The sequence below is a fragment of the Cerasibacillus sp. JNUCC 74 genome (genome assembly GCF_053667775.1).
The window spans coordinates 2,285,242-2,308,114 of sequence record NZ_CM132207.1 but is presented as its reverse complement, the minus strand read 5'-3'; the positions used below and the strand labels follow the sequence as shown (position 1 = coordinate 2,308,114).

The following is a 22,873-nucleotide window of genomic DNA, read 5'->3' as shown; positions in this document are numbered from 1 at the left end:
TACGCCGATATGCTATTTATATAGCAAATGCATAGAACAATCACAAAATCCACACAATACGTATAGTAATGAAAATGGATAGGTGAGTATATGCAAAAGGATAAGCAGCCCTTATTTCGTTCGTTTGAAAAAAATCGTGACTATATACGCGATCGATTAGCTGTAGACAAAAGTTTTGATATTGTACAACGTGACCTGGAATATGCTGGAGTTAAAATGGTATTTTTTTTAATTGATGGATTTATCAAAGATGATATATTACTGTATATTATGGATTTATTTGCTGATTTGAAGCCAGAAGATATCCAAACGAATACACTTAAAAAGTTGGTTGAAACATATATTCCATATGTTGAGGTAGATGAGGTCGATGATTTAAATAAAGTAACGGATCTTGTTCTTGGTGGGCCTGCAGCATTGGTAGTCGAAGGAATCGATAAAGTAATTATGATAGATGGAAGAACCTATCCAGCTCGCTCACCGGAAGAGCCAGATTTAGAAAGGGTTGTTAGGGGATCACGGGATGGTTATGTAGAGACCATTATTTTTAATACAGCACTCACAAGACGTAGAGTTCGTGATCGCTCTTTACGCATGGAGTATATGCAAATAGGAAGAAGATCAAAAACAGATATTTGTATTTGCTATTTAGAAGATATTGCAGATCAGCGTAGAGTAGAAGCTTTAAAAGACAAGCTGGCGCAAATCGATACCGATGGATTGCCAATGGCTGAAAAAACAATCGAAGAGTATATTAGTGGTAGGCATTGGAATCCATATCCTACAGTGAGATACACGGAGCGCCCTGATACGGCTGCAGCCCATTTGTATGAAGGACATGTCGTTATCATTATTGATGGTTCTCCAAGTGTAACGATAACCCCGGCTACATATGCTCATCATCTTCAGCATGCGGAGGAGTACCGACAAAAGCCGCTAGTAGGTGCATATTTGCGCTTTGTTCGCTTTTTTGCCGTGTGGGCATCCATTTTTATCTTGCCATTGTATTACTTATTTACGAAAAATCCTGAGTATTTACCAGCGAACCTTCAATATATCGGGCCTACTGACCAAGGGGTCGTACCTTTATTCATGCAGTTCTTATTAGCAGAGGTAGGAATAGATATTTTGCGAATGGCAGCCATTCATACACCTTCATCATTAGCAACTGCACTTGGACTTGTAGCTGCCATTATGATTGGAGAAGTATCTGTTCAAGTTGGTTGGTTTTCTCATGAGGTAGTACTTTATTTGGCTGTTGCAGCGATTGGAACTTACGCTACACCAAGTTATGAGTTAGGTTTGGCCAACCGATTAGTTCGCATTTTTTTATTGATTTGTGTAGCTTTATTTGGTGGTATAGGCTATATCGTTGGAATAACCATTTGGATTCTCTACTTAGCACGTATGGAATCTTTTCATGTACCATATTTTTGGCCATTTCTTCCCTTTTCCTACCGTCCGTTTCGAGATGTCTTCTTGCGTTCCCCAATACCACTGAAAAACCGACGTCCAGCATTTCTGCATCCAAAAGACCCAGATCGTTAAGAAGATTTGGGTCTTTTCAATGTCTGAGAACGCAATGTGGACTTCTTTTTGGAAGTAGCTTCGTCTAGCATATGCGTTCGAACACGTAGCAAACTCCGACCGTCTTACGATATATCGACATCGGCTTGCCTAGTTTCTTTAAACTCATTAGAAGATCTCCAATTTAAACGTCGCTAAACGAGCGCCTTCTAGCTTTTTGTTCATGTAAAATAGATGCAAATTCTAAAAAGTGGTTTTATGGCTTTAGGTATTTATCCTCTAAATCATGCTCATTTTTTTACAATCTATTCTTTTTCTTACACAGTTTTAGTATAATGAAATTTGGTGATCATTAATGAAATCAGTCTATGATATCCAGCAATTGTTAAAAAGGTATGGTACATTCATTTATACCGGAAGTCGTCTTGGTGATCTCCAAATGTTTGAAATGGAGTTAGATGAACTACACGGGCTAGGGTTTATAGAAAAAGAGTTATACGTGAAAGCAAAACTAATTTTAAAAAAAGAAATAACATCATTAAAAAAATAGAAAAAAGGGAGTCTTGAAGTTGGAACAGATAATTATTGGTATCGACATAGGAGGAACTACAGCTAAATTAGGACTGATTAGTAATGAAGGAGACATACTTGACAAATGGCAAATCCCAACAAATACAAATGATGGTGGTATTCATATCATTCATGATATATGGGATTCGATAACTAAAAAAATAGAAGTAAAAGGAATGAAGCAAGGACAAATTCTTGGTATAGGGATTGGCGCCCCGGGATTTATAGAAGACGAAACAGGTTTTATATACGAGGCAGTAAATATTGGTTGGAAAGACTATCCGTTAGGTGATTTATTAAAAAAACTAGCACAATTACCAGTGTTTGTTGAAAATGACGCTAATGTGGCTGCTTTAGGTGAAAATTGGCGAGGATCTGGTCACCAAGTTGCAAACTTAATCGCGATTACACTTGGTACAGGTGTAGGCGGAGGTATTATTGCTAACGGAAGAATCATTAATGGTGAAGCAGGATTAGGTGGCGAAATCGGCCATATAATTATTGAAAAGGATGGCGCTAGTTGTAACTGTGGTAAGAAAGGTTGTTTAGAAACCATTGCTTCAGCGACCGGTATCGTGCGCCAAGCAAAACAGAAGGCAGAGGAGTTTCCTAAAAGTAAACTAGCTTCTATAATAGCAACAAATGGAACAATTACTGCAAAGGATGTTTTTCAACTAGCAGCAGAAGGTGACCAAGATGCTGAACAGATCGTTGCTCGCACTGCTGATGTATTAGGTATGGCAATTGCAACTATGGGTGTTATTCTTAATCCTGCTAAAGTTTTAATTGGTGGAGGAGTGTCAAAAGCGGGTGAGCCGCTACTTTCCGCTATTCGCGAAGCATTTGATCGATATGCACTTCCAAAAGTGAACCAAACTTGTGAATTAGCGTTTGCCCAATTAGGTAATGATGCTGGTATCATAGGCGCGGCTTATCTAGTAAAACAAAAACTACAAAAATAGTATAATGAAGATAAATAACGAGATTATTGAAACTTTTTGGCTGGACAAACCGTCATAATTAATAGCTACTTTTTTTATCGTTAAGAAGTACCTAATGTAATGGGAATATTTATTGAAGTAAAAGAGTCAACTTACGCAAAAACGAGTGTTAGAAAAATATCCTTTTCACATATTTTTAACATATATTATACGTCATGTTTATAATGAAGCTAAATAGGGTAAAAGAAAACGCATGGTAAACCCAAACGCACCTTGGGATTATTTTACTGTTGTAAAATGGAAATGAATTTAGTATGATTATTATTTAATAAACCATAATTTAAGATTTGATTTTGTACCACAAGAAAACTTAACTATGTCTCTTAATATTAGTATGTGTTCAAAGAGAAGTAAGTTCCTTATAAGTAGAAGATATACCAATAGATATTAGATTCGCAGAAAACGAAGTATATCACATGTTTTTGACGGATTTTTTGAACTTTTTCTTTTAGGAGCAGCTATAACTTTTACGTAGCTATCATTTTTCCCTAGAAGGGGAGTATGGTAATTTATATCTATAAGGTAAGAAGCAGGAGGAAGTTGTATGGAGTTAAAACGAAAGAATATACCATTATTTGTTTTAGCTACACTATTATTTGGCATTAAAACATATATTGTTTATCGTTTTATGTTTTCCATTGAATTGGAAAATATAATGCAAGAGGTTATTTTATTTATCAACCCATTTGTATCTGCATTTCTTGTTTTTGCTTTGAGTGTTTGGTTTAAAAAACAAACGAGGCAAATGAAATTTTTGCGGTATACAGCATTGGTTGGAACCTTGATTATTTACGCAAATCTAGTATTCTATCGTTCATTTACTGATTTTATTACGTTACCGCAGTTGTTCCAGGCTAGTAATGCAGCTGATTTGGGGTCTAGTATTTTAACTTTAATTAAGCCATTTGATATTCTATTGTTTGTCGATGTCATATTCATCTGGTATCTAAGTAAAAGGCGATCAGAGCAAGAGATTGTCCAATATTCAAAAAGCGGAAAAGTTTTTGCTTTAGCTATGTCTTTCGTGTTATTGGCAGGTAATTTCTTTTTGGCTGAAATGGAACGACCACAGTTATTTACTCGAGCTTTTGATAGAGAATATTTAGTGAAGAATATTGGGTTGTTTAATTATCATATTTATGATCTTGCTACACAGGCAAAAGCAAAAACGCAGCGGGTGTTTGCTGATGGAAATGAATTACCAGAAATTCAAGAATATGTCGATGAAAATATGAAACGTAATGAAAAATCAGAGCTTTTTGGTGTTGCTAAAGGTAAAAATGTAATTTTCATTAATGCAGAGTCACTGCAAAGCTTTGTTATTAACAATAAAGTTAACGGTGAGCCAATTACTCCATTTTTAAATCGTTTAACAAAAGATAAAGACACATTTTATTTTGAAAACTTCTATCATCAAACGGAGCAAGGGAAAACATCGGATTCAGAATTTATTGTAGAGAATTCCTTATATCCACTCTCTCGTGGAGCAGTATTCTTTACCCATGGCCAAAATGAGTTTAATGCCATGCCGGAAATATTAGGAAAAAATGGTTATTACACTAGTGTTCTACATGCCAATAATAAAAGCTTTTGGAATCGTGATCAGATGTATCAACGTTTAGGAATTGATCACTATTATGGTGAGGAATCGTATGAGGTAACAGAGGAAAACTCGATTGGTTGGGGTCTTAAAGATAAACCATTCTTTGAGCAATCCACTAAAATTTTACAAAAATTGCAGCAACCATTTTATGCAAAATTGATCACATTAACAAACCATTTCCCATTTGAATTGGGTGAAGAAGATAAATCAATCGAACCGTATAATTCTAATTCCAGTACCCTAAATAATTACTTTCCAACTGTAAGGTATATGGATGAGTCAATTGAGCAGTTCTTTAATCAATTAAAAAAATCAGGCCTCTATGAGAATTCTATTATCGTTATTATGGGAGACCATAACGGAATTAGCGCAAACCATAATCGGGCAATGAGCCAGTATTTGGGTAAAGAAGAGATCACACCATATGATCAAGTTCAATTACAACGAGTGCCATTATTTATTCACATTCCTGGTTATGGAAAAGGCGGGGTTAAATCAGAGGTTTCTGGTCAAATTGACGTAAAACCGACGTTATTAAATGTATTAGGTATAAAAAATAGCGATGATATTCAATTTGGTAATGATCTATTTAGCAATAATCGAAAAGGATTCATTGCCCTACGTGATGGAAGCTTTATTAGTGAAGACCATATGTATACAAATAACACATGCTATGATCGAAAAACGGGTGAACCAATAGCTGAAGAAGATAATAAGAATGATAGTACAGGAAAAGAAGAAAATGAGGAAGAGAAGCAAGTTTGTGATCCAATTCGGGAACAAGTGGAAAAAGAACTGGGTTACTCCGATGATCTCATTTATGGTGACTTATTCCGTTTTCTTGATTTTGATAAAAATAATTAAATATATGGGTGTTTTAAAATTAGCTCTTCAATCCGTAGAAAAGATGTTCTACGGATTGAAGCTTTTTAGTGTTTAAGAACTTATGTCCTTTCTAATTGGTGGAAATCTAGGTAGCTTTGTCTAACACATGCGCTCAAGCTGTAGCATACTCCTATTTTCTTCCTAGGATAAGTTGGTAAAGCTTCTTGAATAAGCATCGTGGTTTTTCAATGACAAGAAGGACTACGACAGCAATACGTCGCGATTTTTACGTAGGGGGAAAGCTACGTCAGCGACGCATTGCAGTTTTCAAGGTAGATCTACTGTTTAAAGGAAAAAGCCCTCCCTTGAATGAAGTTTCATTTTTACCTCCTCAGCCAGTTTGTATGTCGGTTGCACTTTGTACGTGTATAAGCGTATGTTTAAAATCGTGGATTGATTGTACAGTACGGAATCTTTTGTGATAGCAGTTTAAAACTGAAAAGCATTTCATAGGTAATTAGTGGATAATAGAATAAGTATAGCAAAAAAGATTATTTTCAAAGTTTTAGGCAAACAGCCGGAAGTTTAGGCAAAAAAGAAACAAGCTAACTAGAAAAGTTAGCTTGTTTTACTTACGTTATCTATCCTTTTAATTCTGAAATGATTGTTGCAATTGCAAAAAAACCAAATGCTAAAGCTGTAATTGCCGAAAATGCAATTGCTAAGAAATTTTTGAATTTAAGTTGACGTACGATAGATACAACTGCTAGTATAGCTACTAATAAAAATAATACCCCTAAGACGATATGCATAAAACTGATCCTCCCTTATACTTCCTAGATTGCTAATCTTGCTATAGGAAATCCATTTGTATTATTATGTAACTAGTCCGATTATATAACTTATTCTATAGTATTATATGCAGTTTGTCGAGACAAATCAAGGATTTACATTTGAATGAGAGGAGAAAAGTAATTGAATATTGAAACTATGTCTTTAGGTCCGTTAGGTACAAATTGTTATGTTGTACATGGAACAAAAGAAGCCTTAATTTTTGATCCAGGTGGTGAAGCTGATAAAGTAAAGGAGTTTCTTACTGAGCACGAACTAACGCCAATAGCTATTTTATTAACACATGCACATTTTGATCATATTGGTGCGGTAGATGAGTTGAGAAAGACCTATCAAATTGATGTTTATCTTCATGAAGCAGAAGCAAGCTGGTTAGAGGATCCGCAAAAAAATGGCTCCTTATTATTCATGCAACAACAAGTACAGACAGCGCAACCGGACAGATTATTAGTACCTGAAAAAATGATGATCGGTGAATTTTCGATTGAGGTGATCCACACACCCGGTCATTCTCCTGGCAGTGTTAGTTTTATCTTCCATGATGATGAGTTTGTTATTAGTGGCGACGTTTTATTTTATCAAGGAATCGGACGTACAGATCTTCCAGGTGGTAACTATGCTCAATTAGAAAAATCAGTCACAACCTCTTTATATACATTAGATGATATTTATACTGTTTTTCCTGGGCATGGACCAAAAACGAATATCGGATTTGAAAAGATAAACAACCCTTTCTTTACACTGTGATGGAAGCTCGTAAAATTAACAAAACAAAAACCCTGCTATTCAACATATGTAAGCAGGGTTTTAGGATGTTAATTTCCGAATCCAGGTACAAGTATAAATTCTGAATACCATGTAAACCCAATAAAGAAAATGGTACAATAAGCTCCGAATAAATACATATACATTCGTTCAGACAGTTTCAAATAACTTAATGTTAAGAAAAAAGCCGTTTGAACAAGAAATAAAACTGCAGTTTTTTGCATATCGCCCACATAGAACATCACTGTAAATATCCCTGTCCAAAAGGCTAACCCACGAAACATTCGATCCATGTTATCCCCCTCCTTTTGGTAACCTTATCATAGACATTATAAACGAGGAAAATAAACTTGTAAATGAAAGTAATAAATCGGAAACATTGTATGGAGCATTAGAATGAGTTTTTGCTAAATGTAATATTAGTCATAAATATATGGGGAATGATTTATAAAAGCTATTTGATGATGGAATTCGTTATCATTTTACACCATCCAGGGTTCCGTAAGACTCTCGCTTTAATGGTAATTGAGAATACAAAGAACTCAAGCGGAGATAACGGCATCTAATGCCAGGTTCATTCGGGGAGACAGGCCAGGGAAAGCTTCTTGAATAAGCATCGCGAGTTTTCAAGGCCAGGGAGGGCTACAACAGTGACACATCGCGATTTTTCAAGGACGTCCGAGATTTTAATCTTCGTTATACTTCTATCAGTAGCGAATAAAGGAAATTTTCAATGAATGAAGTTTCACTTTATATCGTTTTTGAACAACCACTATACCTTGTTGTTGTTAATGACTAATTATCTTAGCTTCTTTAGTTATATTCATAAAACCTATCTGTTGGAATTTTGATTGTTCATCAAGCGTGACAGTAAACAATAGCTGATAACTATGTTCATCTATTCGGGTTATACGAACGTTCACCTCTCCTTGTGGCAGAGTGAAGGTTTCCTTATCCAATTGTTCATTTTCTAATAGTTTACGTTTCAATTTTTCTCTAGCTATTTGAATTAATGTTTCTATTGTAACTTGATCGATTTGGTTCTTTGTTATAGCTAAATTATTGTGATAATGGTGAATATTAGATGACATCAATACAATGACTAAAGAAATGATGATTAAAACTAATGGTAACATAAAACCATGTTGTTTATTGATAAAAAATAATTTCTTTTTCAAATTGTTCACCTTCTATCGTTGTAACCATTAATCGAACTCCATAAGGAAGTGAAATAAATTGTAAACGTTGTATATCTCGTAAATATATTTCATGCCCTTTGCCATCCACTTGTCTACGTATAAGCTGTTGATACAGCTCGAATGAGGCAGTTGCTCCATCTTTGGCAGTTAGTTTTAATTTATTGGGATAAACTTGTAGTTGTTTCGCTTGCATGACTTCATTTCGCATGAATAAGAAAAACTGACCGACAGATAATTCTGATTGATCGCTTCTTTCTGTTACTACTTGAATTAAATAGCTAAGAAAAGGTAAGCTGATTACTAATATTCCCATCATAAGCAAGGTTGTAATAAAGGTGAATCCTTCTTTATTGTGGAAGGCCATATAAACAAATTTTTTCTTGTCGCTGCTTTGCATTTTTCCAATATGCACATCCTTTCAAGTATTCTTTTTCAGTAGAGATGGTAATTTCAACAGGTAATGTGTTCACTTCTATTGAGTATCTATCACGTTTAAGCCTTGTTGTCTGCCAAAAAAATTGCTGTAATTGATCATGTAGTTCAAAAGTAACCATACGTCGATCGCTTAATATTTGCTTTTCTGTTTTCAAAAGAGATACAGCAGGGATAAGGAGGCTGATAAAGGTTAGTAAAATACTCGCGGCAACCATCACTTCTATTAGGGTGAAGCCATTATTTTTCTTCAACGCGAAACCTGCCTTTACCGAATGCGAAAATAATTTTGTATCGCTTTGAGGGGGAAGAGATAAAAAAGGAACGTGGATTTTTAAAATTGCCATTAGCATCAAATTCAATGAACCTTGATGTCGTACTATTAATGCTGAAACCTTCAGGTAAATTAACTTCCTTAATAATACGTGCAGATTGTAAAATGTAATAACGCGTTTCTAACAAAAGAATGGAAACGCCACTTGGTGTTGTAGCTGCCAAGTGTTGAACCATCATAACATCAGATTCTAATTTACGAATAACAGCTGCACTCTCCACATTGTATAAAGCTGATAGAATAGGCGGAGTGCTTAAACCTATTAAGATCATGAAAATACTTAGTACAATTAACATTTCGACTAAAGTAAAACCCTGCTTAGCTTTAGTTGGGTGCACGAACTTTTCCTGATTCTCTATCATATACTAACTCCTTATTTCCATTACATGTTTTTTGTTCTTCGTTTAGATACTCAGGTATCATTGCATTTAAACTGCTAGGATAGCGATTCTTTTCAGCATGATACGTATCTACTTGTGCCTGTACTACTGATATAAGAGCATCACAGCCTTTATGATTTACTTCTTTACTTCGCTTTCCTAGGTTTGGAATAATAAGAATAACTAACACGGATATAATCATAAGCACAATTAACATCTCAATCAGCGTAAAAGCGTCATTTTTTTTCAACATTGCAATGTCTCCTTTATATCGTTTTAATCAGTTGAAACATCGGCCACATCAGTGTCAAGTAAATAAATAAAACAAAGCAGCCAATAATAATAAAAAAAACGGGTTGAATATATGTCATCATGCGGACTATTTTTCGTTCTGTTTCTTCCATTAGTACTTCAGCATAAACCATTAAATCCATTTCTAGTGTTTCTGTATTATTGTTTTTTTGGAATATATTTGTAAGCGGCTTTTCTAAAAAACGGAATTGCGAAAGTAATGTAGAGAGATGTCGCCCTTCTGATAGTTGATTGATCATTAATGATGAATAATAGGAAATGATTGGCTGTTTTTTTTGCTTCGTCATCTGTTCCAGGATATCTTTAAAGGAAAGACCCGTTTTAATCAATGTGCTAAATTGGCTGGCAAACATAAAGGAAGTTTGCAATCTCAAATAACTGCGATAAAAAGGTATACGTTCATATAACTGTATTTGTTTATCCATTTCCAGTCGATGTCGATAAATTTTCCAAAAAACGGCAACGACGAATATAAGCAGCAGAAGAACAATTAATAAAACCCCTAACAAGTCAATGAGCCATAAAGAAATGACAAGTATTGGAGAAGATCCGGGTGTCCCTTTATAAAGCTCAATAAATGAAGGGATAACGGCTTGCTTTAACACAAATAGGATAGGTACAAAAATAATGAACAGAATGATTGGATAGCGAATAACATGTTTAAATTTGCGTGTATATGTTTGTCGCCGTTCAAACATGTCACAGCAGCGCTTTATATTTTCCTGCAGATTTTGATTGGATTTTGCAAAAGAGAGGTAACTGGTAATCGAAGGATGAAACGAGGTTAATTGCAGGGCTTGATCTAATGATTTTCCATAAGTTAGTATGTTCATGATTTCTTTAGCCGAATAATGGAGCTGCTTATCCCAGCTAATTACTTCAAGTGCTTCTATCAGTGGGTATCCAGTTTCTAATAGTCGATGCAGTCGCTTAAGCAAACGTAACTGCTCATCATCAGTTAATTCATTCTTGGAGGTTAAAAAATGCCTCTTTAGTAATGAAGCCATAAGCAAACGCCTTCTTTCGTAAATGAGTAAAGGAATGATATTTTTTGATTTGCCAATTTATACCCTTTTGGAAATAAGCAGCAAGTAATGGCTCATCTAATAACTCCAGTATAGCGGCTCGTTTAAGTCCATGCTTTACTGTTTCAAACGGAATTAATTGAATAGAAGCAATGGCAATTAATGCTTGTTGCAGATCAGTCATCATTAATCCGAGACTTTTCAATCGATATAATGTCCCTAATGCATGAGAAGCATGGATTGTGCTTAAGACAAGATGTCCAGATAAGGAGGCTTCAAGTGCAAATTTAGCTGTCGGGGAGTCGCGAATCTCACCAACCATAATAATATCGGGATCGTGTCTAAGTGCTGCTTTAAAACCGGATTGATAAGTGATTCCTGCTTTTTTGTTGATTTGGACCTGTAAAACCTGTTCAAGATCTTTTTCAATGGGATCTTCTAATGTAATGGTTTGAAAAGATTTCTGTCGCTGTAAAGCTTGAAGAATTGCATATAACATGGTTGTCTTTCCACTTCCAGTTGGTCCATTAATCAAAATTAAGCCAGATCGTCTTGTGATCCATGATAATAAATGATGAAGTTGATTTGGAAATAAAAAAAGTTGGTGAAGAGAAAGCCCTTCTTGTTGAGGAAGAATTCGAATTGCCAAGCTTTCCATTTGCTTGACAGGTAAGGTAGACAAGCGAAGATCGAAGAATTGATCAGCAAATTGAAACGTAATCGTGCCATTTTGTGGTTTTCTTGTTTCTCCAATATCCATTGCAGATGTAAACTTGTAAAATGCTAACAAAAGTTGATAAGTAGAGATGGGGATAGATTTATAAAAAATTCGGTTCCCTTGGATTCGTAAATAAATATTTGTTTGCTTGGACAAAGGGGAGAAATGAATGTCGGAAGCGTCTTGATCAATCGCATACTGAAGAATTTTTTTCGACATGGTTTCTGCAAGATTCAAAAACGAATTCACCTCCTTGATTTGCTTAAATCTGTATATTCGACAAGAAAATATAAAACCCTTCTTTTTTTAAAAACTTTTTTGTCATAGTGCTTTTTTGTTTGGTAAAGCTAATAGTAAACTGTTTGATAAAGGAGGGGTAGGATGTCAACAAAGGATTATATTGAATTTATTACGATGCAAATAGTGACTTATTTAGATTTGCCTGCTGAAGAAAAAAAGCAGCGGCGGCAGAAAAAACGAACCCCTAATACAGCCTATATTCATCATTGGTTTGGTATTTTACCATTTGCGTTTCGCATCATGCTTCATAAATACAAAAAGCAGGCAAGGTAATCTTGCCTGCTTAAGCGATGTCCGTCGTTAAATAAAATAGTCCACCATTTACAACTTGATACGTAATTTGTGGTTGGTATCTTTTGGTAATCTCCTCTAGTTCCCGTTCCATCTGCTCATCTTCTGTATCCGTTTTATAAAAATGCTCAAGTAGCTTGGCTTCTTCCTCCAATGCTTGTAATGAGTCAACCGCCCAACCATGATCTTGATTTTCTACATATTGGTCGAGAACAGTCTCAATCCGCTTATACCCACTTTTTAGCTTAATCATCGGAGAAAGCGTATAACAAAAGTCAGAAATGGTTGTATTCAAAGGAAGCTGCGCTAATGTTTGCATCATGTCTGATTTCATGGTGCCATTAATTAAATTTAAGCCGATAGAAAATAGTTCATCTCGTTTATATTTTCCTTTATAGCTTATTTTTATATTGGTAACGAGCCAGGGATAAAGTGGGGTATGGACGATAGGTGCTATTTGTTGAAAAAGCTTTGTATATTTTTCGTTTTCTTGTAAATATCGAATAATTTGTTGTAAACGCGGGCTTCCAAAATGAATCCATTCCCCTTTTTCATCTCGTTTGTGCGGATTTGTTATCAACGTTAGCTGCATAGGCTCACCAGGATATCCCATTTTTTTTATATAATGCCAGTAAAATGGGCGATTCATAAGAACTTTATCCATTTTCTCTGTTAACTGAATCGTTATGATTCCATCATTATTATGAAGAATTTTACAGTTATTAGCTTGAAAAAATGAGATCAGAAATTTATTTAAATGATTACGCATCGCCATATTGTTGTTCCTCCTGATTAGCTGTGTTATGTGCCGTTTGAATAACTGCAGATAAATTATGGAGCTTTATTTTTGCTTCTCCAGTAGTAGCCGATTCAGCATAAATTTGTTCAATTTCTTGTTCAAGGTCATGGATGGACAGTTCTGATAATATTGCATCTAAATCGCCAATAACTTGCTCAAACAGGTGAATTTTTTCATACAACAGTTTCATAATATGTTCCTCGACTGTATCTTTGATAGCAAAATTATATATATGAACATCTTTATCCTGGCCATAACGATGAATTCGCCCAATTCGCTGTTCTAAGCGCATCGGGTTCCATGGCAGGTCATAGTTAATCATATAGTTGCAAAATTGCAGGTTAATTCCTTCACCACCAGCTTCTGTAGCAATTAATACTTGAGCATGATGTTGAAAAAGCTGGCGCATCCAATCCTTTTTACTGCGTTTAAAGCCTCCGCGGAAAGGAACAGAAGAGATGCCGTGTTGCTGTAAATACCATTGCAAATAAAATTGAGTGGCTCTATATTCCGTAAAAATAATCACTTTTTCTTCGCCGATTTGTTGAATCAGTTCAACTGCTTTTTCCGCTTTTTTATGGTGAGGTAATTGCTCAATTTTTTCCGTGATTTGCTGAAATACATCTAACTCCGGTTTTTCTGTTAGCATTTTTTTGAGCGATAAATAGCAGGCCTCTCTTGAAGAACAAAATTCACGGAGTAATGTAATCTTAGAAAAGGATGGAAGTAATGCACTGCTATTTTCTAACCATTGATAAACCTCAGCTTCCTCTTTTGAGAATTCTGTCCATATGGTTTCAATATTTCGTTTTACTTGATTTAAGCCAGTATCTTTTCTTGTATTTCTTACCATTACCTTTTTTACAAGCTGTTTTAAGTATAGATCGTGCTTCATATTTTTACGGTCGTTACCGTAACTCTTAACAAAAGAATCATAATTACCTAGATGCCCAGGCTTTAAAATGGAAACGAGGTTAAAGATTTCTATTAATTCATTTTGCACAGGAGTTGCTGTTAAGAGCAGGCAATACTTTTTCTTTAATGAACGAACAAAAGCATAATTTTTCGTTTTATGATTCTTTAATTTATGAGCTTCGTCTACTAAAACAAAATCATAGTCCATACCGAGAATTGTACTTCGATGTGGCTCACGTTTTGCTGTATCTATAGATGAAATAATTATATTACCTTGCTCCCAGCTCATGTTTTTCCGATAAGCAACAGCAGGGATATAAAATTTTTCATTTAATTCTTTTTCCCATTGATTGACTAATGAGGCTGGAACAAGAATTAGTGCTTTGTTCACTAAGCCACGAATCATATATTCTTTTAATACTAATCCTGCTTCAATTGTTTTTCCAAGCCCAACTTCATCAGCCAAAATAGCTCTACCATTCATTTGTTCAATAACTTGCTCGGCTGTGTGGATCTGATGTTTTAAAAACTCCATATGTGGTAAGAATTCCAATGCCCGTAACCCTCTAAAATAAGGAGACATAGTAGTTTGCTCGGCTTCATAGGCCATTTTAAATAGCTCCCAGGACGAAAGAGAGGTGTTTTTTTCGAGTCTATCTTCAAGTTCTTTAATAAACACTGTATCTTTATCTAAATAAATGGATTTCATCGTATACTTCCTTTTTCTATAGATTATTGGGTTATCTATTTTATCTTTCTAAATATGTGATATAATAATACACAGTAAAAAAAAGACGCTACATTGCCGATAAAGGTATTACATAGTATAACCAAAACGTTAATTTTTCATAAAAGCGAATGAATACAAGGGGAGAGCTTACGAATGCGGAGATGGTTCTTACCGCTATGTAACGCCGAAGGAGCAAGTGAAAGCGAATCTCTCAGGCAAACAGACTCTTGTAGGACGCGACTCTGGAGAGAGTTTACAAAGATGTAAACCACCCACGAAGCAAATACCAATATGCTATTGGTATGCAACTTTCTGGTAGCAGGACAGAGATTTCATTTCATGCAATGGATCTCTGTTTTTTACTGACTAAAAAATATCCATTTTACTTAATGGGTATTTTTGAAATGGTAGCTTTGTCTAGCTGATGCACTTAAAAAGTAATAAACTTCGATCTCTGCTTACAATCAGTTAACATTGGCTAACATTCAAGAACAAAAGCACTCTTTGAATGAAATTTCACTGTATCTAGAAGAAGTTTTGCCGTTTGTACATGGCTAAGCTAACCAAGCTACACTTTTGTTTCACTATAGGAAAGTATAAAATTTTTAGGATTTATCCCGCATGTAAGGTGCCATAAGACTCCCACTTCAAAATCTTGAGTTGTTACAAAAGGTCTAAGTGGGAGAAAACGGCACCTAAATGCCCGATTCGTTTAACTAACATTCAGTAGGAGATGGAAGAAAACTCCTACTGAATGAAGTTTCACTTTATCGTATAAGAAAAACGACAGCTTTCGCTAAAGACTTGGCGACAAGCCAAGTTTTTCTAACGTGCGCCCTGCATGGGCGAAAACTTGGTGGTGAAAGTCCACTACAGGCTTGGCAGTAGGAACTGTTAGCGGAAGGCAAGGTGGCTATCGTGAGGTAGTGGCTGAAGGAAGCTGGACGCAAACTCCTGAACTGACGAACAGAAATTAGATAGAAGGCTGAATTAGGTCGGATAAATCTGCGTGACAAGATAAAGTCCAATACTGCCCGAAACCTATACAGTAAATCTAACAGTTACATGGGAGGAAAGTTTTCGTTCTTACCGGGGGAGGTCTTGTGAGGGTGCAGTGGGAGTTGATTGATAACGAACCAGCACAACCAAAGTGGTGACGTTTTGGTGAATCACAAGAAGTCAGCAGAGGTCATAGTAATGTTAGCTGACGAAACATGAAGGATCGAACAATAGAAATTTTGAAAGCACTAGGAGGTGTGGAAGGTGCGACAACTGCAGAAAACAGGAGAATCTGGCTATCGGCAGAGAGATAGTGTGGAACATGAAGGGTATGTTGAAGCGCATAGTACCTTTCATGGTGAACAGAACAATCAAAATGGTGTATCCAATCTGTTTGAAAGAATCCTATCAAGGAACAACTTAAATCAAGCTTACCTTCAAGTAGTCAGAAATAAGGGAGCAGCAGGGGTCGACGGTATGACGTACGACCAGCTACTCCCATACTTGAAGGAACACAAGGAGGAATTATTAACCCAGTTACGTCAAGGAAAGTATAAACCGCAACCCGTTCTGCGGGTTGAAATTCCGAAACCAGATGGTGGAAAGAGGAAACTGGGGATTCCCACAGTCATCGACCGGATGCTTCAACAAGCTATCAACCAAGTGTTACAACCAATATTTGAACCAACGTTCTCCGATAATAGTTTTGGGTTTCGTCCAAAACGTAGTGCGCATCATGCCATCATACGGGCAAAATCGTACTACGAACAAGGGTACAAATATGTAGTGGACCTGGATATGAAATCCTACTTCGATACGGTAAATCATGACAAACTCATGTACTTCGTGGAAAAACGGATATCTGATAAGCGAGTGCTTCACTTGATAAGACGATACTTGTTAAGTGGAATTATGATTAACGGTATCTTCGAAAAATCAGAACAAGGAACGCCGCAAGGCGGAAACCTATCTCCGTTACTCAGTAATATCTATTTAAATGAACTAGACCAACTATTAGAAAAGCGTGGTCATCGATTCGTTCGTTACGCAGATGATTGTAATATCTATGTGAAAAGTAAAAGAGCAGGATATCGAGTAATGGATAATATTACTACCTTTCTTGAGAGAGATTTGAGTCTAACCGTTAACCGAGAAAAGAGTGCGGTTGGAAGCCCTTTGAAACAGAAGTTTCTTGGCTTCTGTCTATTAGCCACGAAGAATGGGGTTAAAATTCGTCCTCATAACAAAGCGAAAGTGACCGTCCAAGAGAAACTCAAGCGAATCACCAAACGCAATCGTGGACGGAATCTTGAAGTGATTCTAAAAGAAATCCAGCAACTTATGACAGGGTGGATAAACTACTATGGCATAGGGGAAATGAAAGGATTTATGAAGAATCTCAATGGCTGGTTGAAGCGAAGGATTAGACAATATATCTGGAAGCAATGGAAAAACCAACGCACGAAAAGAGAAAATCTAATTCGCTTAGGTATCGATAAACATAAAGCTTATGAATGGTCGAATACAAGAAAAGGCTACTGGGCTATATCTGGTAGCTATGTACTTCATCGTTCATTAACAGACAAAGAACTGGTATCAAGAGGATATAAAGACATCGCTCTACAATACCAGTTCGTACACTCAAACTATTGAACCGCCGTATACGGAACCGTACGTACGGTGGTGTGAGAGGGGCGAAAAAGTTACTTAACTTTTCCCTCTACTCGATTGTCCAAACATCGGAAAATGGCATTGTTGAATTATTTTTTCAAATTTTCAGTCTGGAAAAGGAGTGGTGGGATGAGTAAATTAAAGCGGACACCTTTATTTCCCATTTATGCAGAACATGGAGCGAAAACGATTGATTTTGGTGGATGGGATCTTCCTGTACAATTCGCCGGTATTAAGCATGAACATGAAATAACAAGAACAAAGGCTGGGTTATTTGACGTTTCTCATATGGGAGAAATCGCTGTTAAAGGCCCGAAAAGTCTAGAATTTCTACAACAAATGGTAACGAATGATGTGGGAAAGTTAACGCCAAACCGTGCCCAATATACGTTTATGTGTTATGAGAATGGTGGAACTGTCGATGATTTTCTAATCTATATGCTTGATGATAATGATTATCTCCTTGTCGTCAATGCGGCTAACACAAAAAAAGATTATCAATGGCTAGTTCGTCATAATCAGTTTAGTGAGACTCAGTTAACTATTGAGGATATTTCCAGTAAATATGCGCAGCTTGCTTTACAAGGCCCTTTCGCTGAAGAAGTATTGCAAGCGTTAACAGATAAGGAATTATCAACTATTCGGTTCTTTCGCTTTGAAAATAATGTCAATTTCACTGGTATAGAGGAGACCGCACTTGTTTCGCGAACGGGTTATACGGGTGAGGATGGATTTGAGATTTATATTCCAGCTGCTAGCGGAATAGCTTTATGGAAAACTATTTTACAAGCTGGTAAAGATAAGGGAGTAGAGCCAGTTGGGTTAGGGGCAAGAGATACATTGCGGTTTGAAGCAGGTCTGCCTTTATACGGTCAAGAGTTATCTCATACAATTAGCCCAGTAGAATCCGGTTTAGCCTTTGCAGTAAAAACGAATAAAGCAGTAGATTTCATTGGAAAAAAAGCATTGCAAAAACAGCTAGAAGAAGGTACAACCAGAAAACTTATCGGCTTAGAAATGATCGATAAAGGTATCCCGCGGACAGGATATGATGTCTATTATCAGGAAGCGCATGTTGGCTTTATTACTTCAGGAACGCAGGCGCCATCGCTTAACAAAAATCTTGGTCTTGCTTTAGTGAATACAGACTATGCCGATATAGGTACTGAATTGACCGTGCAAGTTAGAAAACGGCAACTTCAAGCAAAAGTAGTCGAAACACCTTTTTATAAAAGAAAAAAATAGGGGGAGAATAGAATGGAATTTCGCTATTTGCCAATGACAGAAGATGATAAACAAACCATGCTTAGAAGCGTTGGAGTAAATGATACAGATGAGCTCTTCTCCGATATACCTAGAAAGGTGCGCCTAAAGCAGCCAATGAACTTAAAATCACCTGCAAATGAAGGAGATTTAAAGAAAGAATTAGCAAACATGGCAGCTAAAAATGCGAACTTAAAGCAGTATCATTGTTTCTTAGGTGCTGGCGTATATGATCACTATATTCCATCGGTTGTCAATCATGTCATTTCTAGATCTGAGTTCTATACTGCTTACACGCCTTATCAACCAGAGATTTCTCAAGGAGAATTGCAGGCGATTTTTGAATTTCAAACAATGATCTGTGAGTTGACAGGGTTGGATGTGGCCAATTCCTCTATGTATGATGGTGGTACTGCGTTAGCTGAAGCGGTAAACTTAAGCGCTGCTCAAACGAGAAGAAAAAAGATTTTAGTATCTCGTGCCGTTCATCCACAAAGTCGTGCAGTAATTGAAACCTATGCTAAGGGATCGGGTTTGACAATTGTATATATTGACACGAATAAAGGTGTGACTGATTTAGCTAAGCTAGAAAAAGAATTAGATGATGAAACAGCGAGCGTAGTTATACAATATCCGAATTTCTTCGGTCTATTAGAACCGATGAAAGAAATCCAGACACTTTTATCAGATAAGAAGAAAACCATGTTTATTACTTCAAGCAATCCGTTAGCACTGGGATACCTGACACCACCTGCTGAATTTGGTGCTGATATAGTTGTTGGCGATACACAAGTATTTGGTATTCCTGCTCAATTTGGTGGGCCGCATTGTGGCTATTTTGCCACCACAAAAAAATTCATGCGCAAAGTTCCTGGACGCTTAGTGGGACAGACAACGGATGAAGATGGAGTTAGAGGCTTTGTGCTAACTTTACAAGCACGAGAGCAACATATTCGGAGAGATAAGGCCACTTCTAATATTTGCTCGAATCAAGCATTGAATGCATTAGCTAGTGCAGTAGCAATGAGTGCTCTTGGCAAGCGCGGTTTGAAAAAAATGGCTGCTTTAAATATGAAAAAGGCACGTTATGCAAAGCAAAAGCTTGAAGAAGCAGGTTTTACCATTATTTATGATGGTGCATTTTTCAATGAATTTGTTATTCAATTAGATAAGCCTGTTGCTGAAGTAAATGAACAATTACTTGAGAGAGGGATTATCGGTGGCTATGATCTGGAAAGAGATTATCCTAATATGTCTGGACAGATGCTCGTTGCGGTTACAGAAAACCGAAGTGCTGAAGAAATTGATAAGTTTGTCAAAGAATTGGGGGATATAAATGAATAGACAAGATTTTCCACTTATCTTTGAACGAAGCAAACCTGGAAGAACAAGCTACAGCTTACCAGAATTAGATGTACCTGATGTAGACTTGGAACAGGAGCTTGGAGAAACGTATATTCGTAAAGAAGCTGCTAATCTTCCGGAAATTAGTGAACTGGATTTGATAAGACATTATACTGCGCTTTCCACACGAAATTACGGAGTAGACTCGGGTTTTTATCCCCTGGGTTCATGTACAATGAAATACAACCCAAAGATTAATGAAGATGTCGCTCGAATGGAAGGCTTTAGCCATATTCATCCTGATCAGCCTGAAAGTAGTGTCCAAGGTGCGATGGCAATGATGTATGATCTACAACAATCCTTATGTGAAATTACAGGTATGGATGAAGTTTCTTTGCAATCTGCTGCTGGAGCGCAAGGCGAATGGACAGCATTAATGATGATTCGTGCTTTTCATGAAGCAAATGGTGATTATCAGCGTACAAAAGTAATCGTGCCGGATTCAGCACATGGAACCAACCCAGCCTCTGCTACTGTTGCCGGATTTGAAGCAGTAACTGTCCAATCCAATGATCAAGGATTAGTTGATTTAGAAGATTTAAAACGAGTAGTTGGTCCAGATACAGCAGCACTTATGTTAACGAATCCAAATACGCTAGGCTTATTTGAAACAGAAATTGAAGAAATGGCAAAGATTGTCCATGATGCTGGAGGTAAAATGTATTATGACGGGGCTAATTTAAATGCAATTATGGGCTATGCCCGTCCCGGCGATATGGGGTTTGATGCCGTACATTTGAACTTGCATAAAACCTTTACTGGTCCCCATGGCGGTGGTGGCCCCGGTTCTGGTCCTGTTGGCGTAACAGAAGAATTAAAGCCTTTCCTCCCTAAACCATTGTTAGAAAAGAGTGGAGATCGTTATTTATTTAAGGATGATCTGCCGCAATCCATTGGTAGAGTAAAACCGTATTATGGTAATTTCGGAATTTATTTAAGAGCCTATACGTATATCCGAACAATGGGAGCTGAAGGTTTGAAAAAGGTTAGTGAATACGCTGTGCTAAATGCTAACTATTTAATGCGTAATCTGGAAAAAGAATACGATCTTCCATTTAAGCAGCATTGCAAACATGAATTTGTTCTTTCCGGAAAACGACAGAAAAAACTGGGTGTACGTACTTTAGATATAGCAAAACGTTTATTAGACTATGGTTATCATCCACCGACAATTTACTTTCCTCTCAATGTCGAGGAAGCATTAATGATTGAGCCCACTGAAACAGAATCAAAAGAGACCTTGGATGGTTTTATTGAAACAATGTTGCAGATAGCAAAAGAGGTTAGAGAGGAACCAGAATTAGTACAGGAAGCGCCACATCATACGATTGTTAAACGAATGGATGAAACGACAGCTGCCAGAAAGCCAGTTTTGCGGTATAAGCCTAAGTCAGAAGTTTGAATATGATTTTTACTTAAGTGTAAAGTCTTACCTTTGTTAAAAAACACCATGGTTATATAACCATGGTGTTTTTTATATGCTAAAGATATCAGGTTTAGCAAAAACCGTTATAGTTGAAACATTCAGCTTGTATATATAACAATACTAGCAGTCTGATTTAGTATACGATTTGCTGGTTTTTTATACTGTCTCTGAGATGCTACTTTTTAATACAAGTCCCAATTAGCTAACAGATTGGTAAAAGCTACTTGAATACATCGCACCCGAGGATATCTCGGGTGTCTGTCCTTTTGATTTACTTCTATTCGTATTAGAAAACAATGTTTACGAAAGAAGTGTAGCTTTATTTTTTAATTTTGCCTGTCCACTTTTTAAATCCGCCTTTTAAGACACTAATATCCTTATAACCTTTTTTATGCAAAAGTTGAGCGGCACGAGCTGCTCGCGCACCACTTTGGCAATAAAGATACACAGGCTTGTCTTTGCGCAATTCCACTAATCGTTGTTTCATTTGTGTAACGGGAATATTTCTCGCACCTAAGATATGTCCGCGTTTAAACTCTTGTGGTTCACGTACATCTATCAGTTGTGCTTTACGATATCCTTCACGAAATTGATCTTCTGTCAATGTTTTCAAATACATTCTCTGTCTAAAATAACGAAATACTAGAACTGCTATGAAAACAACGATGAGTAAAACTAAAATTTCCATTGCTTTTCCCCCGTCTATCAACATTTGTACATCCTCTATTATAGGTGTAAAACCTTGATTTTTCAAAACTTATTTATAAGGATGTTCAAAAATGTGGATGAAAAAGCACTTTTTCTATACTAGCTAGTCCTTTTGCATACACACGAATATCTAAACTCTTTAAAAATAAATGCTATGTTTCACAGATTATGATAAAGAAGTTATAGTCCTTGAGCATAACTATGTTAAATTCATCACTTATTTGCTATTACGAATCTAACGTAACCGTAAATTAGGCAAAATCATTTGAATATATAAAATATGGGTGTTATAGCTTGTTTCTTGGTTAACATTCCTGTATCCTTTAAGGTGAAACAATTTTGCGTTCGACAAAAAATATTTTTGAAATGGAGGAGCATAAATGCCTACACCTAGTATGGAAGATTATATAGAGCAGATTTATAATTTAATGGAATCTAAAGGGTATGCCCGTGTCTCTGATATTGCAGAGGAACTAGAAGTTCATCCGTCTTCGGTTACAAAAATGATTCAAAAGTTAGATCGTGATGATTATTTAGACTATGAAAAATACCGAGGTTTTGTGTTAACAAAAAAGGGCAAAAAAATTGGCGAGCGACTCGTATTTCGTCATGAATTATTAGAAGAATTTTTAAATATAATCGGTGTGGATCATGAGAATATTTATAATGATGTAGAAGGAATTGAACATCATTTAAGTTGGAATTCAATTGATCGTATTGGTGATGTGGTCAATTATTTCAAAGCAGATGAGAAGCGTCTAGCAGAATTGAAGAAAATTCATCAAGCGTCTGAAGTTGAAAGCAGTAAATAACGACTTAAATTT

23 protein-coding genes and 2 riboswitches are annotated in these 22,873 nt (G+C 36.3%); of the genes, 11 read left to right on the top strand and 12 right to left on the bottom strand.

Annotation, left to right across the window (positions count from 1 at the left end; translation table 11 throughout):
• Positions 1-90: 90 nt before the first annotated feature.
• The 4 genes from JNUCC74_RS10290 (at position 91) to JNUCC74_RS10275 (ending at position 5,565) form a co-directional block, all read left to right on the top strand.
• A complete protein-coding gene (locus JNUCC74_RS10290; protein WP_454065283.1) occupies positions 91-1,548 on the top strand; it encodes a spore germination protein in 1,458 nt (485 codons plus the stop codon).
• 334 nt (positions 1,549-1,882) lie between these two features.
• The gene (locus JNUCC74_RS10285; RefSeq protein ID WP_454065282.1) at positions 1,883-2,077 is read left to right on the top strand and encodes a YqgQ family protein; all 195 of its coding nucleotides are present in this window, start codon (positions 1,883-1,885) and stop codon (positions 2,075-2,077) included.
• Positions 2,078-2,096: 19 nt separating this feature from the next.
• On the top strand, positions 2,097-3,059 hold the full coding sequence (locus tag JNUCC74_RS10280; RefSeq protein WP_454065281.1) for an ROK family glucokinase: 963 nt from the start codon (positions 2,097-2,099) through the stop codon (positions 3,057-3,059).
• Positions 3,060-3,642: 583 nt separating this feature from the next.
• Positions 3,643-5,565 carry an LTA synthase family protein gene (locus JNUCC74_RS10275; protein WP_454065280.1) on the top strand — a complete coding sequence of 641 codons (1,923 nt, stop codon included), beginning with the start codon at positions 3,643-3,645 and terminating at the stop codon, positions 5,563-5,565.
• A 602-nt stretch (positions 5,566-6,167) separates the two neighbouring features.
• Here the strand turns inward: JNUCC74_RS10275 and JNUCC74_RS10270 are convergent.
• The gene (locus JNUCC74_RS10270) at positions 6,168-6,338 is read right to left on the bottom strand and encodes a DUF2759 family protein (protein ID WP_077320859.1); all 171 of its coding nucleotides are present in this window, start codon (positions 6,336-6,338) and stop codon (positions 6,168-6,170) included.
• Between the two features lie 163 nt (positions 6,339-6,501).
• On the opposite strand from JNUCC74_RS10270, the gene JNUCC74_RS10265 reads away from it, so the two are divergent.
• Positions 6,502-7,125 (top strand): MBL fold metallo-hydrolase, encoded by a 624-nt coding sequence (locus JNUCC74_RS10265; RefSeq protein ID WP_454065279.1) that lies wholly within the window; start codon positions 6,502-6,504, stop codon positions 7,123-7,125.
• Positions 7,126-7,193: 68 nt separating this feature from the next.
• On the opposite strand, the gene JNUCC74_RS10260 is transcribed toward JNUCC74_RS10265, so the two are convergent.
• The 8 genes from JNUCC74_RS10260 to comGA form a co-directional block, all read right to left on the bottom strand.
• Entirely contained in the window at positions 7,194-7,436 is a 243-nt protein-coding gene (locus tag JNUCC74_RS10260) for a DUF2626 domain-containing protein (protein ID WP_077320855.1), read from the bottom strand.
• 495 nt (positions 7,437-7,931) lie between these two features.
• Positions 7,932-8,321 carry a hypothetical protein gene (locus tag JNUCC74_RS10255; protein ID WP_454065278.1) on the bottom strand — a complete coding sequence of 130 codons (390 nt, stop codon included), beginning with the start codon at positions 8,319-8,321 and terminating at the stop codon, positions 7,932-7,934.
• Positions 8,293-8,739: a competence type IV pilus minor pilin ComGF gene (locus JNUCC74_RS10250; RefSeq protein WP_454065277.1), complete on the bottom strand. Its 447-nt coding sequence runs from the start codon at positions 8,737-8,739 to the stop codon at positions 8,293-8,295. The genes JNUCC74_RS10255 and JNUCC74_RS10250 overlap by 29 nt, the downstream gene beginning before the upstream one ends.
• Complete coding sequence (locus tag JNUCC74_RS10245) at positions 8,690-9,028, bottom strand: type II secretion system protein (RefSeq protein ID WP_454065276.1); 339 nt, start codon at positions 9,026-9,028, stop codon at positions 8,690-8,692. Before JNUCC74_RS10245 ends, JNUCC74_RS10250 begins: the two co-directional genes overlap by 50 nt.
• On the bottom strand, positions 9,015-9,470 hold the full coding sequence (gene comGD, locus JNUCC74_RS10240) for a competence type IV pilus minor pilin ComGD (RefSeq protein WP_454065275.1): 456 nt from the start codon (positions 9,468-9,470) through the stop codon (positions 9,015-9,017). The genes JNUCC74_RS10245 and comGD overlap by 14 nt, the downstream gene beginning before the upstream one ends.
• Positions 9,433-9,741, bottom strand: coding sequence for a competence type IV pilus major pilin ComGC (gene comGC / locus JNUCC74_RS10235; protein ID WP_454065274.1), 309 nt, complete (start codon positions 9,739-9,741; stop codon positions 9,433-9,435). The genes comGD and comGC overlap by 38 nt, the downstream gene beginning before the upstream one ends.
• Positions 9,742-9,754: 13 nt before the next feature.
• Positions 9,755-10,807: a competence type IV pilus assembly protein ComGB gene (gene comGB / locus JNUCC74_RS10230; protein ID WP_454065273.1), complete on the bottom strand. Its 1,053-nt coding sequence runs from the start codon at positions 10,805-10,807 to the stop codon at positions 9,755-9,757.
• Positions 10,764-11,780 carry a competence type IV pilus ATPase ComGA gene (comGA, locus tag JNUCC74_RS10225; RefSeq protein ID WP_454065272.1) on the bottom strand — a complete coding sequence of 339 codons (1,017 nt, stop codon included), beginning with the start codon at positions 11,778-11,780 and terminating at the stop codon, positions 10,764-10,766. The genes comGB and comGA overlap by 44 nt, the downstream gene beginning before the upstream one ends.
• A 144-nt stretch (positions 11,781-11,924) precedes the next feature.
• Between comGA and JNUCC74_RS10220 the strand changes: the two genes are divergently transcribed.
• A complete protein-coding gene (locus JNUCC74_RS10220; RefSeq protein ID WP_454065271.1) occupies positions 11,925-12,116 on the top strand; it encodes a YqzE family protein in 192 nt (63 codons plus the stop codon).
• Between the two features lie 10 nt (positions 12,117-12,126).
• Here JNUCC74_RS10220 and JNUCC74_RS10215 read toward each other — a convergent pair whose 3' ends face one another.
• Both JNUCC74_RS10215 and JNUCC74_RS10210 read right to left on the bottom strand, forming a co-directional pair.
• The gene (locus JNUCC74_RS10215) at positions 12,127-12,909 is read right to left on the bottom strand and encodes a YqhG family protein (protein WP_454065270.1); all 783 of its coding nucleotides are present in this window, start codon (positions 12,907-12,909) and stop codon (positions 12,127-12,129) included.
• Positions 12,896-14,557 (bottom strand): DEAD/DEAH box helicase, encoded by a 1,662-nt coding sequence (locus tag JNUCC74_RS10210; protein ID WP_454065269.1) that lies wholly within the window; start codon positions 14,555-14,557, stop codon positions 12,896-12,898. The genes JNUCC74_RS10215 and JNUCC74_RS10210 overlap by 14 nt, the downstream gene beginning before the upstream one ends.
• Before the next feature lie 149 nt (positions 14,558-14,706).
• A riboswitch (glycine riboswitch) is annotated at positions 14,707-14,815 on the top strand.
• Between the two features lie 3 nt (positions 14,816-14,818).
• A riboswitch (glycine riboswitch) is annotated at positions 14,819-14,907 on the top strand.
• A 934-nt stretch (positions 14,908-15,841) separates the two neighbouring features.
• On the opposite strand from JNUCC74_RS10210, the gene ltrA reads away from it, so the two are divergent.
• From ltrA to gcvPB, 4 genes are all read left to right on the top strand, one after another.
• On the top strand, positions 15,842-17,230 hold the full coding sequence (gene ltrA, locus JNUCC74_RS10205; protein WP_454065268.1) for a group II intron reverse transcriptase/maturase: 1,389 nt from the start codon (positions 15,842-15,844) through the stop codon (positions 17,228-17,230).
• A 147-nt stretch (positions 17,231-17,377) separates the two neighbouring features.
• Positions 17,378-18,493, top strand: a complete 1,116-nt coding sequence (gene gcvT, locus JNUCC74_RS10200) for a glycine cleavage system aminomethyltransferase GcvT (RefSeq protein ID WP_454065267.1) — start codon at positions 17,378-17,380, stop codon at positions 18,491-18,493.
• 12 nt (positions 18,494-18,505) lie between these two features.
• The gene (gene gcvPA / locus JNUCC74_RS10195) at positions 18,506-19,855 is read left to right on the top strand and encodes an aminomethyl-transferring glycine dehydrogenase subunit GcvPA (protein WP_454065266.1); all 1,350 of its coding nucleotides are present in this window, start codon (positions 18,506-18,508) and stop codon (positions 19,853-19,855) included.
• Positions 19,848-21,317 carry an aminomethyl-transferring glycine dehydrogenase subunit GcvPB gene (gcvPB, locus tag JNUCC74_RS10190; RefSeq protein WP_454065265.1) on the top strand — a complete coding sequence of 490 codons (1,470 nt, stop codon included), beginning with the start codon at positions 19,848-19,850 and terminating at the stop codon, positions 21,315-21,317. Before gcvPA ends, gcvPB begins: the two co-directional genes overlap by 8 nt.
• Before the next feature lie 343 nt (positions 21,318-21,660).
• Here gcvPB and JNUCC74_RS10185 read toward each other — a convergent pair whose 3' ends face one another.
• A complete protein-coding gene (locus tag JNUCC74_RS10185; RefSeq protein ID WP_454065264.1) occupies positions 21,661-22,029 on the bottom strand; it encodes a rhodanese-like domain-containing protein in 369 nt (122 codons plus the stop codon).
• A gap of 400 nt (positions 22,030-22,429) precedes the next feature.
• Here JNUCC74_RS10185 and mntR point away from each other — a divergent pair, with 400 nt between their 5' ends.
• Positions 22,430-22,861, top strand: coding sequence for a transcriptional regulator MntR (mntR, locus tag JNUCC74_RS10180; protein WP_077320827.1), 432 nt, complete (start codon positions 22,430-22,432; stop codon positions 22,859-22,861).
• Positions 22,862-22,873: the final 12 nt, after the last annotated feature.